Annotated in this window: 13 protein-coding genes, 2 pseudogenes and 1 riboswitch; of the genes and pseudogenes, 6 read left to right on the top strand and 9 right to left on the bottom strand. The window is 41.3% G+C overall.

What is annotated here, in order from left to right; translation table 11 throughout:
• Window positions 1-3 precede the first annotated feature (3 nt).
• The 8 genes from M313_RS24435 to M313_RS0101350 all read right to left on the bottom strand — a co-directional run bounded on the left by M313_RS24435 (window position 4) and on the right by M313_RS0101350 (window position 5,436).
• On the bottom strand, window positions 4-240 hold the full coding sequence (locus tag M313_RS24435) for a hypothetical protein (protein WP_050780616.1): 237 nt from the start codon (window positions 238-240) through the stop codon (window positions 4-6).
• A gap of 9 nt (window positions 241-249) precedes the next feature.
• The gene (locus M313_RS22360; protein ID WP_050780615.1) at window positions 250-1,248 is read right to left on the bottom strand and encodes a sugar ABC transporter substrate-binding protein; all 999 of its coding nucleotides are present in this window, start codon (window positions 1,246-1,248) and stop codon (window positions 250-252) included.
• 222 nt (window positions 1,249-1,470) lie between these two features.
• Window positions 1,471-2,082, bottom strand: a complete 612-nt coding sequence (locus M313_RS26235; protein ID WP_234946529.1) for a LacI family DNA-binding transcriptional regulator — start codon at window positions 2,080-2,082, stop codon at window positions 1,471-1,473.
• Window positions 2,069-2,500 carry a LacI family DNA-binding transcriptional regulator gene (locus M313_RS26230; RefSeq protein WP_234946528.1) on the bottom strand — a complete coding sequence of 144 codons (432 nt, stop codon included), beginning with the start codon at window positions 2,498-2,500 and terminating at the stop codon, window positions 2,069-2,071. Before M313_RS26230 ends, M313_RS26235 begins: the two co-directional genes overlap by 14 nt.
• Window positions 2,501-2,714: 214 nt before the next feature.
• Window positions 2,715-3,698: a GMP reductase gene (guaC, locus tag M313_RS0101365; protein ID WP_010191706.1), complete on the bottom strand. Its 984-nt coding sequence runs from the start codon at window positions 3,696-3,698 to the stop codon at window positions 2,715-2,717.
• Window positions 3,699-3,781: 83 nt separating this feature from the next.
• Window positions 3,782-3,881: riboswitch (purine riboswitch) on the bottom strand.
• A 249-nt stretch (window positions 3,882-4,130) separates the two neighbouring features.
• A complete protein-coding gene (locus M313_RS24870; protein WP_010191705.1) occupies window positions 4,131-4,292 on the bottom strand; it encodes a DUF1540 domain-containing protein in 162 nt (53 codons plus the stop codon).
• A 310-nt stretch (window positions 4,293-4,602) separates the two neighbouring features.
• Entirely contained in the window at window positions 4,603-5,199 is a 597-nt protein-coding gene (locus tag M313_RS0101355) for an STAS domain-containing protein (protein ID WP_326929575.1), read from the bottom strand.
• A gap of 33 nt (window positions 5,200-5,232) precedes the next feature.
• Window positions 5,233-5,436: a hypothetical protein gene (locus tag M313_RS0101350; RefSeq protein ID WP_010191703.1), complete on the bottom strand. Its 204-nt coding sequence runs from the start codon at window positions 5,434-5,436 to the stop codon at window positions 5,233-5,235.
• Between the two features lie 307 nt (window positions 5,437-5,743).
• Between M313_RS0101350 and M313_RS0101345 the strand changes: the two genes are divergently transcribed.
• From M313_RS0101345 to M313_RS0101335, 3 genes are all read left to right on the top strand, one after another.
• Window positions 5,744-11,701: a lamin tail domain-containing protein gene (locus tag M313_RS0101345; protein WP_010191702.1), complete on the top strand. Its 5,958-nt coding sequence runs from the start codon at window positions 5,744-5,746 to the stop codon at window positions 11,699-11,701.
• Between the two features lie 234 nt (window positions 11,702-11,935).
• Window positions 11,936-12,487, top strand: a complete 552-nt coding sequence (locus tag M313_RS0101340; protein ID WP_010191701.1) for an HD domain-containing protein — start codon at window positions 11,936-11,938, stop codon at window positions 12,485-12,487.
• A 332-nt stretch (window positions 12,488-12,819) separates the two neighbouring features.
• Window positions 12,820-13,344 (top strand): hypothetical protein, encoded by a 525-nt coding sequence (locus M313_RS0101335; RefSeq protein ID WP_010191699.1) that lies wholly within the window; start codon window positions 12,820-12,822, stop codon window positions 13,342-13,344.
• A 146-nt stretch (window positions 13,345-13,490) separates the two neighbouring features.
• Here M313_RS0101335 and cspC read toward each other — a convergent pair whose 3' ends face one another.
• Window positions 13,491-13,694 (bottom strand): cold shock protein CspC, encoded by a 204-nt coding sequence (cspC, locus tag M313_RS0101330; protein WP_010191697.1) that lies wholly within the window; start codon window positions 13,692-13,694, stop codon window positions 13,491-13,493.
• Window positions 13,695-14,051: 357 nt separating this feature from the next.
• Between cspC and M313_RS22350 the strand changes: the two are divergent.
• The 3 genes and pseudogenes from M313_RS22350 to M313_RS22345 all read left to right on the top strand — a co-directional run bounded on the left by M313_RS22350 (window position 14,052) and on the right by M313_RS22345 (window position 16,796).
• Window positions 14,052-14,514: pseudogene (locus tag M313_RS22350) on the top strand (CarD family transcriptional regulator).
• A 585-nt stretch (window positions 14,515-15,099) separates the two neighbouring features.
• Window positions 15,100-15,786 (top strand): response regulator transcription factor, encoded by a 687-nt coding sequence (locus M313_RS0101320; protein ID WP_010191694.1) that lies wholly within the window; start codon window positions 15,100-15,102, stop codon window positions 15,784-15,786.
• Between the two features lies 1 nt (window position 15,787).
• Window positions 15,788-16,796: pseudogene (locus M313_RS22345) on the top strand (HAMP domain-containing sensor histidine kinase).
• The last annotated feature ends 1 nt before the right edge of the window (window position 16,797 follow it).

Below are 16,797 nucleotides of genomic sequence, written 5' to 3'. Positions count from 1 at the left end.
GTTTTACTCGTAATTCATTTCTATTTCTTGACTAATTGCTTCTTTGGCATCTTCTAATGTTTCATTGACATCATCGCCCTCTGAAATAAATGTCAATGCATTAGCCATTGGATCCCAAACTGCAGAAAGGGCAGGGACTGGAGGGAACGGATTCGCATGCTCAAGTTGTATTGCAAAACCAGTTAATAAAGGATCATTTTGAAATTCTTCGCTGCTAAGGATGGAAGATTTTGCTGGCATTTCTCCTGTTTAAGCAAAATAATAGTTCAAAGATTCTTCATTTGTTAAATAAATTGCTAGTTCTGTTGCCTCTTTTGGGTATTCCGTGAATTCAGAAAGCATCCAGCCTTTTGTTCCTAAAAACGTTATTGGATGTTCGCCATTATCAAGCTTTGGCAGTGGCGCCGTTCCTAATTTATCTCCTAGTGCTTCTTGTAACTCTTTAAGTGCCCAAGGACCATTAATGATTGCACCTACATCCCCTTGAGTAAATAAACCGCCTACAACATCCATGGTTATTCCTTGTGGAAGGTATTCGTTTTCAAACCAACTTTGAATTAATTCTCCACCTTGTTGAGCTCCTTCGCTTGCTAAGCCTATATCTTTCGTATTATAGACATTGTTTTCTTGACCAAAAATCTCTGCTCCATACCCAGCCATAAAGGGAAAGGAGAAGTAAAAATCTGTTGCAGGATATAGGAATCCAAATTTATTATTTGACATATCGGTTAATGACTCTGCGATTTCTTCAAATTCAGCCATTGTTTCTGGTGCTTCTGGAATAAGATCTTTATTATAGTAAAGTGCAAGTGATTCTACGACTGCAGGAAGTCCATAAACTTCTCCCTCGAAACTTAAAGCTTCTACGGAACCTTCTGAATATGTATCAAGAACTGCTTGATCCACTTCCATTGGTCGAACTAACCCTTTCACTGCCAAGCTTCCGATTCCTGGTTGGAAGAACAAGTCAGGACCTTTTCCAGCAGGACCATCAAGTGACAATGCTTCTTCTTGTTTATCCATCTCAAATGGAAGAACTTTTACGGCAATACCTGTTTCATCAGTAAATCCTTTTACAATTTTCTCAACCGCTGGAGCTTGATCTGTTGGTGTCCAAACTAATAATTCCTCTGGAGCGCCTGCTTTACTTGTATCTGAATTACTATTCTGTGCTCTGTCTGGACCACAAGCAACTAAGAACAACAATACTAAAATTGAAGATAGAATAGCCAATTTATTTTTCATCATAACTTTCTCCCCCTTTTAATTAATACGATAAGTATGTTAATTTTCGAGTTGAATAAGTGTTATCACCACCCCCCATGATGGTTAATCGGTTAAGTGATTAAAAAGTATTCTGATTAAAAGCGCTTACAATTTAATCGACTTTAAGTAGATTAGGTTAACCGTTTAACCAAGTTTTTAAAATTTAAAGTGCTATATATTAATGAATAGCACTTGTGAATTTTTTTAGTTGCGCTTCTGAGTTGATTCTCTAATGATAAGTTCTACCGGCATTTCAACAGTTTGATGTTCGGTATCTGTTGATTCAATAGAATTTAAGAGTAGGTTTCCGGCTGTTTTTCCTTTTTCAATAATGTCTTGTCGGACTGTCGTTAAACTAGGCGTCGTATAGTTACTGATAGTTAAATCATCAAAACCGACGATTGAATAATCACCAGGAACTTGTTTACCTTGTTTTTGTAGTGCTTTAATGATTCCAATTGCTAACACATCTGACACCGTTACAATTCCTGTTAATTTTCGATTATAGTTTACAATCTTCTTTCCTAGCTTTAATCCATTATCAAATGTAATATCTTTCGTTTCGAAAATTAACTTTTTATCTAAGCTCAGACCAGCTTCACGTAATGCTTTTTTATATCCCTCAAAACGCTTTGTGTCGACAGGGCTTGATGTAAGATTCGTAGCGACAAAACCGATGTCTTTGTGTCCTAAATCAATTAAATGTTTAGTTGCTATATATCCACCATGTTGATCATTTACTTTCACATTATCAAATAGATTTGTATATTCCTCATAAGTATCAATAAGGACGGTTGGAATGTTAAGCGCTTTCAACTCGTTGTATAAGTTTTTGGGAAAACATTCCCAAGAATATCAATCCATCTAAATTTCTTTTCTTTACCCAATTTCTACATTCTTCAGGATTACCAACACCTGCGATCATCGTATCAAACTTACGGTTTCGAGCGACTGACTCCACTCCGCTTACAAACTCATTATAATATAAGTTGTTTTTAAACACCGAAGCCGGTGAATCTTCCACTAACGGGAGCATTATTCCAATCAGATTGGATTTCTTCTTTGACAAGCTAATGGCGGTAAAATCAGGGTAGTAATTTAAAACTTCAACCGCTTCAAGTACTCGCCCCTTTGTATCATCCGATACTTTTTTTACACCGTTTAATACATAGGATACGGTTGCAGGCGATACTTCTGCATATTTAGCTACATCTTTGATCGTTGTTTTTTTCATCTTTGCCTCCAGGTTAACCGGTTAACTCCTTGTGCTATAAGATTAATACATTTCAATAAATGTTGTCAATATGCTTTATTTTTTGGCAGGCTCTTTCTCTCAATATAGAGCACGATATCTGCTACGATAATGATTTTCCGTATTAACATAATAAAACAGCATACCTAACCCCACCGGATTAAGTATGCTGCCTTGTTTGTTGTTCCCCTAAACCTTAGTACACCTTATCCCCATTAAAAATGGAGTTTTTCACGATCACATAATCTACGTGACGGATGGAGTCTAAAGTCGTTCCTCCAGCGTAAGAAATGGATGATTGAAGATCTTGCTCCATTTCCGTTAATGTATCTTGTAAGGCACCTTTATGCTCAACGAACATTTTTTTGCCTTCTACGTTTTTCTTTTCGCCTTTTTGGAATTCGGAAGCGGATCCGAAGTACTCTTTCACTAGCTTTCCGTTTACTTCGCTCGTTTCTCCTGGTGATTCTTCATGGCCGGCAAAAAGGGAGCCGATCATGACCATCGTTGCACCGAAACGTACGGATTTCGCGATATCTCCGTGTGTACGGATTCCGCCATCAGCGATGATTGGTTTGCTTGCTGCCTTTGCACATAAACGAAGTGCAGCCAACTGCCAGCCACCAGTTCCAAAGCCTGTTTTTATTTTTGTGATACATACTTTACCAGGGCCGATTCCGACTTTTGTTGCATCTGCGCCGGCATGTTCCAGTTCACGCACTGCTTCAGGCGTACCAACGTTTCCTGCAATGACGAAGCTCTCTGGCAAGTGTTTTTTGATATGCTGAATCATGTTGATAACAGCATTGGAATGCCCATGGGCAATGTCGATCGTGATGTATTCAGGAGTAAGATTTGCTGCTGCAAGCTCTTCAACGAAGGAATATTCTTCTTCTTTCACCCCAACACTGATGGAAGCGTAAAGACCTTTTGCATGCATGTTCTCAATGAATGCCTGACGTTTTTGTGGCTCAAAGCGGTGCATGATGTAAAAGTAATTATTTTCCGCAAGATAAAGGGCAATCTTTTCATCAATGATTGTTTGCATATTGGCTGGCACTACAGGAAGTTTAAATTGACGGCCACCAAGTGTTACCGTTGTATCACATTCAGAACGGCTGTTAACCACACATTTATTTGGGACTAACTGAATATCTTCATAATCAAATACATTTTCCATGAGACACACTCCTAAAAGAATAATTTTCATAGTAATGTTCGGTTTAATATCTACGCAACAAAAAATCCAGACTATAAATGGGCAGAGTGAATCCACCCATTCGTAGTTAGGATTTCACGGCTCCTAGTAGAAACTCTTAGACCATATCTCTAAGAATATACGAATGAAAATAACTATATTAATCAAACACAATTTTGATTATAAACGAACTTTATGTTTATGTAAATGATAAATGTTCGTATTTTAAGGGTGAATTTAAGCTATTTACGCTATTATTCCTCAGTATATAGCTTTTCTAGCTTTTTATCCTCTTCAGTTAAAATAAATCGATATGGAAAGATCTTGTAGAGGATGCATAATAATGAGAATTATTATCAATAATAAAGATAGAAAAGCGACAATCACCGTCATGATTGCCGCTTTGTCATTAAGTTAGTGTCCAGCTGGTTCAAATGTTTTGCAATCTGTTTCTTCGCTGTTTGAAGCGTTACGTTCTTTGTTGTTTACTACATAAATTTGAGCAGCGCCACATTTGTTTTGGGCATTAATGTTGTGAACGCAACTGCTTACTTCACATAATACATCCTGTGCCATATAAACACCTCCTTAACTTTTAGGATAAACAAGCTCTGTTCATTCTATGCAGATAGAAGAGTTCATACACTTTCATCGTAATTAGTGCTGTAAGAAAAAAATTTTCCTTATATAACTATTTTTAAACAAATGTTTGCATAAGTCATTTTCAACTATTGTCCCTATACGGTTAGAATTGAATCGATAAACATCGACTATTTCCGCATGCTATATAAGAATAGTTCAATTTTTATAACGATAGAAAAGGCTTTATATGCCATGATCAGCATATAAAGCCTTTTACTTGTTGTTTATGACTATGAAATACCGTTTAAGAGCCTTTTCTAATCGACTGGATAGCTTGTTTAAGTGTCGATTTAAACGTATTGTCTTTGAAGGTATATTGTAATAGGTTTACTTTTTTTGCAAGGTCTGGTCGAATCCCGGTATAGGTAATGCGGACTCCAACCAGTTTAAGAGAATTGGAGATAAGCATTAAATTTTCGACGCTTCTCGAATCGATGCGAGCGAGGCCGGATAAATCGATGATGATGTGCTCTAATTCTCCTTTGGCCGCTTCAGTCAAAGTGTGTTCGATGACCCTAGATGTACGTTCAGAATCAACCTCGCCGATAAGCGGAAGGACAGCCATATCATCAAATATTGGGACTAGGGGCACGGAGAGCATTTGAACTTGTAAGTTTTTCTTTTGTAAATCCAGTACGTTTCCAAGCAACTTGGCCATTGCTTTAAACAAATCCTTGTGATTCTCTGTAAAATGGAAGGGACGCAAATCCATTCCGCACAAGGTACCGTAATTCTCCCCATCCTTATAGTAAATGGGAACACCGATAAGCGATCCGCCCCCAAGACTTTTGGTAACTTCCATATCTTTGGTTAGGTCAGATAAGATCAAATCTTCAATGATAAGTGGTTCCCGACCACTTTTTATAATAAACTGTCAATAGGAATCACGGTATAACGTTTCAAACCCTGAGGGAAGCACAACATCATTACGATTGAAGGCATGTATAATGTTGACATCTATTTTATCATTCTTTGCAATGAAAAAAGTGTTCACATCTACAAATTTACTAATCAACGCCAAAATTTCATCTGCCGCTTCTTCCATTGTTTCATATACCAAGCCATGTCCATGCGTCATCGGTATCACCTGCCTTCCTTAATACTCCCATCCTAACTTAGATATAGGAAAAAAGATACAAAATTACGACAATGTTTTTACTTGAAAGAGAAGAAGTCGTGCGGAAGAAGGGGTTTCTTGTAAAATATTGAATCATGATAAAAAACCTTTCCACATGACTCACCCCATTGGCAAATGAACATAAAATTCAGAGAAAATGGAGTATGTAACCTTGCTGATTTCCACAAATTTTACAACACCTTCATATCCACTTAACATTCCACCGGTAAAATTTTAAATGTTCAAAAAAGTTTGGTGGAGGTTAGTGATGAGGAAAGAGAAGCGAAAGTTTGGTAGGAAGCTGCTGTCGTCATTGATGATTGTTACTATTGTGGGAACGAGTTTTCAGCCAGTTGTGCCACGTGGCTTAGTGCATGCGGAAGAAGAAGTTACAGAAACGGAGTCTCCACCTGTAGAAGACCATGAGGTAACAAACCAGGAAGAAAATAGCGAGCCGGTTGAAAATACAGAGTCGCCTGCTGAGGAAACGATAGAACCGCAACCGCCAGAAGTGGAAGTGGTGGAAGAAGAAGAGGTAACGGAAGAACCTGTAAAAGAAGAACCTGTAAAAGAAGAACCACAAGTGGAAGAGCCAGTAGAAGAAGAACCACAACCAGAATTTGCCCCACCATCTGAAGAGGAAGAAGTGGATGAATCAACGGAACAACCAGAAGAACTTACTGAAGTGCAACAACCAGAAGAAGAAACCATCACAGAAGAGCCGGATTACAACCTGCTCCCACATTTACTCATCACAGAAATTTCTCCAAACTCAGCTGGTACTGATCACTATGAGTACTTTGAGCTTTACAATAATACAGACCAGGCGATATCTACAGCGAATCTAAATTTTATCTATACATACACGGATACAGGAAGTGAAAGATCATTTGCCGTTCCGGAAACAACCATTAAATCACAGGAAACACTTGTGTTCTGGTTTAACATCGGAGACCGTAGTATAGCCGATTTTAACGAGAACTTTGGGTTGGCGTTAACGGAAGATCAGGTAGTTTCTTTTAAAGATGTCTTTCCAGGGTTTTCGAATGGTGGTAACCGAGCGTTGGTGATCCACGATAAGCAAGGGAAGGAATTGGTTTCTGCCAGTTATCTTGGAACTGAAAATGATAACGATGGAGCGGGAATTGAGTATAAGTTTCCTGCGAGCGGAACGGAAATGGACAAGCATGCGGTTCTAGCATTGCCGACACCTGGATCCATTGAAGCGGTTCAAGTTCCTGAGCAGCCGGTGACTGTGGAGGAAGAGGAAGCGCCTGCTCCTGACGAAATCGCGCCAGTTATTGAGCATACCTCTATTACAGAAGCAGAAAGGTTCACTGCCATCCCCGTGCAAGCCAAGATAACGGATGATGTTGGTGTCACTGCTGCAACATTATTTTATAAAAAAGAATCAGAGGTAAATTATACGAGTATAAGCATGCAACAACAAGAGACGACGTCTGCCTACACTGTCGAAATTCCAGCTTCCAAGGTGGATGCACCAATCACCTACTATATCGAAGCAACAGATGGAACTAACACTGCAGCGACGGAGCCGTCGACGATTGAGGTTGAGGTACCAGCAGAAACATACAGTGAAGTGCCGGTCCTTATTACCGAACTGTCTCCGAACTCCAAAGGGGGAGGAACGGATTACTACGAGTTTTTTGAGGTGTATAACAATACGAATCAGCCTATGAATCTTGCAAACTACTCTTTTGTCTATAAATATACGGACACGGGAAGTGAGCTGCCATTCCAGGTGCCTGCTGTGATCTTGGAGCCGCAGGAGGAAATCGTATTTTGGTATAACAACGGAAACAGGACGCTTGCTGATTTTAATGAAAACTTTGGGCTCTCGCTCACAGAAAGTCAGGTTGTGGAGTTCAAGGATGTCTTCCCTGGTTTTGCAAACGGCGGCAATCGTGCTCTCGTGATCAAGGATGCAGACGGAGCAGAGGTTGTGTCCGCAAGCTATCTTGGCAGTGACAATGACAACAACGGAGCAGGCATTGATTATCTATTCCCGACTAGCGGAACGGCGATGCTGAAGCTGGAAGGATTGGCTGCGCCGACACCTGGTACGGCAAAAGAAAGCCAGGTGCCGACCAAGCCGGTGGAGCTGGAGGAAATTCCGGAAGATACAGTTGCGCCTGTGGTGGAACATACGCCTGTCACAAGTGGTACTGCGTACTCGCCGATTCGCATCGAAGCAACGATTACAGATGACATGGCAAAACCTTTTGCGACTTTATTTTATAAAAAGCAAGGGGACGAGACATTTACTTCGTTGTCCATGAACCCAACGTCTGAAGGGTCTTCTGTCTATACGGCGGAAATACTTGGGGCGGATGTTGCCGGGGATATCGTTTATTATGTGGAAGCTTCCGATGGTTGGAATGTTTCCAAGACGGAAGAGTTCACGATTGAAGTAGAACAAATTGAAGTGGATTATCAATCTCTGCCGCCATTTTTGGTGACGGAAGTGGTTCCGGATTCGACGAATGTTGGGTCGGCGGACGGCTATGAGTTCATTGAAATCTATAACAATACGAATCAGGATCTGAGTTTTAAAGATTACAAGCTTTATTATCGTTACGGAGCGGAGAGTGCGACAGATGTGGTGTGGCCTTCGATTCCCGATGATGTGGTGATTCCATCAAAGGAAACGCTTGTGTTCTGGATCATCAATGCACAAAATCGTGAGCAGACCGTGGCGGATTTCAACGCCAATTATGGTTCCAATTTGGTGGAGGATCAGAATATCGTTCGTATTTACAGTGACGGCATGGCCAATGGTGCGATGCGTGGACTTGTGGTGGCAACGAACTCGAAAAAGGAGCTTGCGGTCGCTTACTACAATGATGTTCCGAATGTGAAGGACACGGCCGCCAATATGGGTGTCTTCTATCAATACCCGTTAGATGGCTCGACGCAAATGATCAAGACAAGTGCAGCCGTGAAAGCGGCAACGCCTGGTATGGTGGATGCTTCACAGGTGCCTGCGGAAACGGTGCAAATCGAAGCAGATACGGTGGCGCCGACTTATGAAAATTTAACGAAGGTCACCGAGGTTGATCAGACGGAAAATATTGAACTCGTTTTGGATGCGCAGGATGACAAGGAAGTGAAGACGGTCCGTTTATTTTACCGAACGAACGACCAGACCGACTTCAAACAGGCCATCCTGACAAAAGATTATAATGATTTGCTTTACCACTATACTGTTTACTCGCCTGAAATTATCGCGAAAGAGTATGTGGAATATTATTTCGAGATTTCAGATGGCATGAATGAAGTGACAACAGAGGCTTATAAGGTGAATGTCACGACGGAATTGGATTTCTCCAGTCTTCGTTTGAATGTAAAAGAAGCCGAGATACTTGCTGGGGAGAAGATTTTGAAGGGGACTTCCAGCACCGATGCTCCGGAAGATGTGAAGCTTATGATAGACGGTGAGGAAGTGGAAGGAGAAACATTCCAAGCGGTCGAGCATACCTCCTATTTTGCTTTTGAGGTGAGTGGCATCAATACCTTCTTCCAGAACGGGGTAACCATGGGGGATGAGGTCCTGCATATTTTTGATGATTGGATCAATGAATGGCAGACGATCACGGTTCCAATCAATCCAGACAAACTGGAGCTTGGCGACAATACGATTACGATTCGTGCGGGTAACAAGGCATCTCCATTTGACCTGGAGTCCGAGGACAATCGTGACGACTATAACTTAAGAAATGTTCGCCTCGTTTTAGCAGATGGAACCATTCTGCGTGATGCGGTGAAAAATGACCCGGCGCAAGTGTTTGACATGGGCGATGACGGAACAGATCGCATTTTTGAAGATTTCACTTTTACGGTGGCAGGGGAACAGGCTCCGTCCAAATCTTATAAGTGGGACACAGCTTCTGTATCGGATGGGGAGCATGTGATTTCTGCGATTGATGCAGATGAGGAGATCTCAACAAAGGTGATGGTGGATAACACCGCGCCAAGCATCACGACTTCCCTAGAAGAAGGCAAGGAATACAAGGGTGCTTTTACGATTGATGTGACAGCAACCGATGAGATTGCCGGTGTAAAAGAAACAAGGGTGCTCCTTGATGACACGGAAATCGCGACACCTTACGAAACGGCATCTTCTAAGCTTTCGGCCGGCGAACATACGTTGAAAGTCGTGGCGATCGATGAGGTAGGAAACGAAGCGGTAAAAGTGGTGCACTTTACGGTAGTGAATGAAAATCCTTTGAAACCGGAATTGGTATCTCCTTCAGATGATGCAGAAACACCAGTGGACGGCGACCCGACCTTGAAGGTAAAGGTATCCGATCCGACTGACGATAACTTGGATGTTACTTTTTATGGTGGCTATAAGTACGACGTCACTCAAGGTGATCGCATGAAGGGCTTTAAAAACGCCAATGAAGTGGAACCGCCGCAAACGATGGTTCCAGAGGGCGAGGAAGCTTTTACGGAAGAGGATATTTCCCTTGTTTCTAAAGAGGACGGAGAATATCTGATCACGGATTCTTCCACAGAATTCCCGTATCACCGCTTTGATGTGACAGTGGACGATTCTGTTCAGGAAGGGGATACGGTAGAGCTTGTTTGGAAAGGGAACTCCCTTGAAGGTAGGAAGGTGACCATGTATGCCTGGAACCACACGTCCAACAAGTGGGAGATTATTGATTATAAGATTGCTGGAACGGAAGACTTTGGGCTGCAAGGGGAAGTCGCAGTCGCTGATTTTGTAAAAGAGGGCAACATCAACGTACTGGTGCAGGATGAAATTCCAGCCTCACCTGAAGAGTACGATTACACATTTGTCTGGATGACCGATACGCAATATTATTCGGAAAGCTTCCCGTACATCTATGAAAGGCAAACCGAATGGATAGCGGAAATGGAAGAGGAAATGAAAATTGAGTATGTGTTCCACACGGGAGATCTCGTGAATACGGCTGACCAGGAGGTCCAATGGAATTATGCGGATCAATATATGGGTGTATTGGACGAGCGTGAAATTCCATATGGCGTGCTTGCAGGAAACCATGACGTGGATCACAAAACAAATGACTACACCGAGTATTATAAATACTTTGGCGCAGACCGTTTTGAGGACAAACCTTACTACGGCGGGACCTATAAAAATAACCGCGGACATTATGACCTTATTTCCTCGAACGGAAATGACTATATCATGGTGTATCTCGGCTGGGGTGTGGAAGACGAAGGAATCGCCTGGGTGAATGAGGTGCTTGCTGCCCATCCAGACCGCATCGCAATCTTGAGTTTCCACGAATATTTGCAGGCAACGGGAGTGCGTCATCCGCTTGGTGACAAGCTGTATGAAGAAGTCGTACTGCCAAATGAGAATGTTGTTGCTGTGTTGAGCGGCCATTATCATGAGGCGCAAACACTAATTGATGAAGTGGACGATGATGGAGATGGCGTAGCAGACCGTAAAGTCTATCAAATGCTTGCCGACTATCAGGCAGGACCAGAAGGCGGACAAGGCTTCATGCGACTGCTGCATTTTGATACGGACAATAACCGGATTGTCGTGAACACGTATTCACCGTACTTGGATCAGTACAACTATTATGATACCGAAACCTATCCAGGCAAGGACGAGTTTGTGCTGGACCTTGACCTTCAGCCAAAAGAAAAGCGAGTGGCAACTGACTACTTTGCAGTGAACGTTTATACGGAAGTGGAAATTGGCAAGCAAGAGGCTGTTTCTAGCGGAAGTGTGGCGGAGATGGTTTGGGAAGGTCTTGAGGAAAATGAGCGATACTGGTGGTATGTTGTGGTGCAGGATGAGCACACGGGGATGACTACTTCGGATATTTGGACGTTTACCAAAGGTAAGGTGGAAGATGGGCCGGTTGAGCCGGATCCTTCCGAGCCGGGAGAACCTGGGGAACCGGGTAATCCGGGGACGCCAGGTGGTAATCCTGGAGGGCCGAGTAATCCGGGTGCGCCTGGGCCTGTGAATCCAAACCCTGGGCAACCAGGAAAACCTGCAGATCCGGTTAAAGTCAATAATCCTGGAATGCCAGGTAGTGGTGATGGGAAGAAAAATGACCAAGGGAAGAAACAGAGTGGAGAGAAGCTTCCGAACACGGCTACGAATCTATATGACTTTTATGTCATCGGGTTAATATTGCTGGTGATGGGAGTAGGGTGTTTGGTGATGGTGAGGAAGAGAAAAAGAGTGTTATAGGGTAATAGGTGGACACATGGAATCTTTAGGGTTTCATGTGTCTTTTTTTGAAAAATCAGTATAAACTTAGAAGAAGAGACATCTGATTTTGTTTTATTTTGAATAGTAATTTTTAAACAAACGTTTGATCAAATGGAATTTTTTTATTGTAAGAAAGGGCTTAAAATCGGTTCGGGAAATATCGACTATTTTCGAAAGGTATATTCAAATAATAACAAAAGGGGAGTGTTACATATGAATTTAGTAGAGAAAGCCATTGTTTTCGCAGCTGAAGCGCATAAGCATCAAACAAGAAAAGGGACAGAGATACCTTATATCACACATCCTTTTGCGGTTGGGATGATGTTGCAAGGGGTGGGCTGTTCTGAGGAAGTGATTGCTGCGGGAATTATACACGACACACTTGAAGATACGGAAGCCACGTATGATAGCTTGGTGAAAGAGTTTGGTGGTCGTGTAGCAAATTTAGTTGTGGCAGCTTCTGAAAATGACAAAAGTCTTTCATGGGAAGAAAGAAAACAGCACACCATTAATGGGTTAAAAGATGCATCCATGGAAGAGTTGCAAGTGATCGTTGCGGATAAGTTGCACAATTTACGCTCCATTCGAGCGGATCTTGAAGAGAATGGGGATATGGTTTGGGAACGGTTTAATCGTGGGAAAGAGAAGCAACATTGGTACTATGCAAACATTGTGAAGGCATTGGCTCCTAGGAAAGATGGGTTTAGGTTGATTGGTGAATTAGAGCAGGAAGTTAGAAAGGTTTTTGGTTTTGTAGAGTTGTAGAAGGTGAGGTGCGCTTAAGGGATTTTTTTTGTGGGGATGAAGACGTCTCTACGGTGAAAAAAGAGGCGGTGATGTCTTCATCGGGGTAATGAGGACGTCTCTACGGTGAAAAAGGAGGCAGTGGGGTCTTCATCGGGGTTATGAAGACGTCTCTGCGGTGTAAAAGGAGGTAGTGGGGTCTTCATCGGGGTAATGAGGACGTCTCTACAGCAAAAAAGGAGGCAGTAGGGTCTTCATCCATTGCCCCTTCTCTTCTAGTATTAAAAAGTAGAAAAAAGTCTATATCTTCCCCTTAATCCCTGCTAATATATTTAAGGAAGGAGATGGAAAATATGAAAATATTAAGAAGAATGCTGCTGGTTGTAAGTTTATTCGCTCTAGGAAGTGTGTTGACTGCTTGTAGCGAAATTGTGGGTTCGATAAAAGAGCAGGTTGATGCACAGGATGAACTGATTGCCTATATTGATGATAGCAATCCAGTTATTGAAGCTGCTGTAGATGCGGAGATTGCGGCAGATGAATTTGTGTTTATGGAAGAGGATCTTGAGAGTGCGTATACATATTTAGTCGAGACAACTATTCCTACCCTTGAAAAAGTGGTAGAAGATACAGAGGCAATTGTCATTACAATGGAGGATTTGCAACCATCGCACGATAAGTTGATTGAAGCGCATAAAAAATTGTTGGAAGCCTATTCCACTTATGCAGATGGGTATTATGACGGCGACGAAAGCTTGTTGGAAAAGGGAGACCTTCTCTACGAAGAATATGGTGAAATTTATGATGAGCACGAAACTTTGTTCACGGAATTAGCGAAAGAATATAATTTGGAAGTGGAAATAGAGGAAGTAGAATAGAACAACAACTAGGTTAAGAAACATACAAACAAGGCACATGGAATTTTTCGTGTGTCTTTTATTATGGATGATTTATTGAGTGTTACTCAGAAAACATAAAAAAACAGGCCCTATTAATAGGACCTGTTTGTATAAACGATATAAGATTAAGAAGCTTTTTGAACGTTAGAAGCTTGAGCTCCGCGAGCACCTTGCTCAACGTCAAATGTTACTTTTTGACCTTCGTCTAAAGATTTGAAGCCTTCGCTTTGGATTGCGGAGAAATGTACGAATACGTCGTCTCCGTTTTCGCGTTCGATAAATCCAAAACCTTTTTCTGCATTAAACCATTTTACTGTACCTTGTTCCATTTTTGTTGCCTCCTAGTGCGTTGCCACACATTGTATTACTATCCTTGGCCAAAGTAGGATCAAGTTGAAAAATTGATATTCATACTATCCTTTACACCGAACAAAAATAATTAACTTAATCATAACAGGAAGCGGCAGAGATTGCAAATTATTGTTATTTAACTAAAGATGGAATGGAAGGATCTCATTCTAATTTTTCCTTTTTATTGGTAATTTCACTTAATTTCAACTACTATTTCTATTTTTTTAGGTAAAGTAGTTGACGCTAAAAATAAATTTATGATATTATAAAATATTTTGTTAAAAATGATTTGTGTGTTAAGGTTAAGAGAGATACAAAATATGGAGGTGGATTATTTGTTTAAAATTGGCGATAACGTTGTTTATCCAATGCACGGAGTAGGTATAATTAAAGACATAGAAGAAAAGGAAATCTCAGGGGAAAAACAACAATATTATGTGATAAGCATGTTAATCAGTAATATGCAAATCATGATTCCTACGGGTAAAATATTGAGTTCAAGTATACGCCCCGTTACTGACATCATTGCATTGAAACACATCATGCACATTTTTCAGCATGGAGAATCAGATAGATTACTGCCGTGGAAACAAAGATTTAAATTGAACACGGAAAAAATTAAAACGGGCAAAATATTAGAAGGTGCTGAAGTTGTGCGTGATCTGTTGCGTATGAAGAAAGAGAAAGCACTTAATTCAAGCGAAAAAAAGAATGCTGAACAACGCAAATGAATTTTTGATTAGTGAACTAAGATTAATCAAAGGGATCACGGAAAATCAAATTAAAAGCTTTTGTTAAGGTAAACTAAAAGATATTGCTGACATCTCCCGAAAATATTCTGAGTATTTCGGGAATATGATTAGTATTTTAAGTTAAATATTTCAAAGACATTCTACTTCGCAAACTCACTTTTGAAGCATTATCCTCTTTTGTTATTTCTACAACCAATTCATTTTTTTGCGAAATCATTGCTATCTGGGATCAAAGTAATGTTCATTATGCAGTAAAACTTAATGTTGAATAACTCTTTAAACGGAATAATAATTTTTAAACAAACGTTCGAATAAGCTGATTTTTTTTGTTGTGATGGCGGTCTTGAAATTGTATCGAGTAATATCGACTATTTTTGCATAATATAGTAGAAAAATGTTTAATGGGCCAGCTAGGGAGAAGTAGATCGAAGGACCGCCCTGCTCCCCAAAAACCTCGATGGATTGGATGAAAAGTTATAAACAAGGTGGTGCAAATGTGCATCACCTTTAAATTTGTATCCCGTTGCCATGCCGCCGGAATAATTTTAGTTCTTGTGTGAAGGACGTTTTTGACGCGAAGGAAGAGATAAAATATGATAAAAGAAAAGGCTTTTGGTTAGGGTGTTGAAAGATGAGAGTGTTGATAGTGGAGGACGATAGGACGATTGCTGTTGGTTTGGAGTATTCTCTTCGGCAGGAGGGGTATGAGACTATTCTTTGTCCTGATGTTCGATCAGCAGAGTCGGCGATCGGTGAGAAGCTTAATGAGATAGATTTATGTTTATTTGATTTGTCTTTACCTGATGGAAGCGGGTATGACCTTTGTGAACAGGTTAAGAAGCGTGAGGACAAACCGGTAATTTTTCTTACGGCCTTTGATGATGAGGTCAATGTGGTGATGGGGCTTGATATGGGAGCGGATGATTATATTACGAAGCCATTCAGAGTCCGTGAGCTGCTTTCCCGGATTAAATCGGTCTTACGGCGCTACCATAAGCAGCCTGAGCAGGTCAAAAGCTACATAGATATCGAGAATATCCGTATCAACACTTTGGAAGGAAAAGTATTCAAAAATGGGGAAGAGGTTCTGCTGACCGCATTGGAATACCGACTGTTGATGATTTTCGCCAACCATATCGGGCAAGTGCTGACGAGAGCTCAGCTGCTTGACCGAATATGGGATGTGGCAGGGGATTTTGTCAATGACAATACGCTCACTGTGTATATCAAACGTTTGCGGGAAAAGCTGGAGGACAACCCTCAAAGCCCAGTGATCATCCGGACCGTCCGCGGTATGGGCTATAAGGCAGGTCAATGAGATGTGGCGTAACAGAGAAGTTCAACTATATGTAAGCATCATGATCTTGATCGGCGCTGTATTAAGCGGGGCAACGGCTTTCTTGTCCACCTCTGCAGCAATACTTGTTTTGGTTACTTCCGTGCTGCTTATTACATGCAGTTTGGTCTTCACCAAGTGGAGGTACCGGGAAATCGAAAAACTATCTGGGTACTTACGCCGTATCAGCAATGGAGATTATGAATTGGATGTCCGTGACAACTATGAGGGTGAACTGAGTATTTTAAAAAGTGATATCTATAAAGTCACTCTGATGCTTTCAGAGCAGCGTTCCTATTTGGAACAGGATAAAGTCAAATTAACGAATGCGATATCAGATATCTCGCATCAATTGAAAACTCCGCTTACCTCCATGATGGTCATGGCGGATTTGCTCAGCGATATTAAACTCCATGAAACAAAGCGTGCTGAATTCACCCAGAACATTCGTGTGCAATTAGAAAGAATCGAGTGGCTTGTGTCTTCCCTTTTAAAATTATCCAAAATTGATGCCGGGACTGTCAAGTTTTAAAAAAGAACAATGTTTCAGTCAAGGGCCTTATTGAAAGGGCTGTGCAGTCTGTGTTAATTCCAATGGACATTAAGGAACAGACCTTATTAGTGGAAGGGGACAACACTGTCACGTTTACAGGAGATAATCATTGGACGGCAGAGGCGATGATAAATATTTTAAAAAATTGTGTGGAACATACTTCGGTTGGCGGCCAGGTATCCATTTCGTTTTCAGAAAACCCCCTCCTACACAGAGATAAAGGTAAAGGAATAATGGGCATGGCATCCCAAAGGAAGATCTCCCCTATATCTTCAGACGTTTTTATAAAGGGAAAAATGCGGGAGAAGATAGCGTTGGAATCGGGCTTGCGATGGCATACAGTATCATCACCAGCCAACAGGGGGATATCGAGGTCAGAAGTGAACAAGGCAAGGGGACCGAGTTTCATATCAAGTTTTATAACAAGGCTCGTACCTGAT

Origin of the sequence: Bacillus sp. m3-13, assembly GCF_000175075.1 — a bacterium.
In the GTDB taxonomy this organism is placed as follows: Bacteria; Bacillota; Bacilli; order Bacillales; family Bacillaceae_I; genus Sutcliffiella_A; species Sutcliffiella_A horikoshii_C.
The sequence above is the reverse complement of the archived record's forward strand: the minus strand, read 5'-3'. Positions and strand labels throughout refer to the sequence as shown.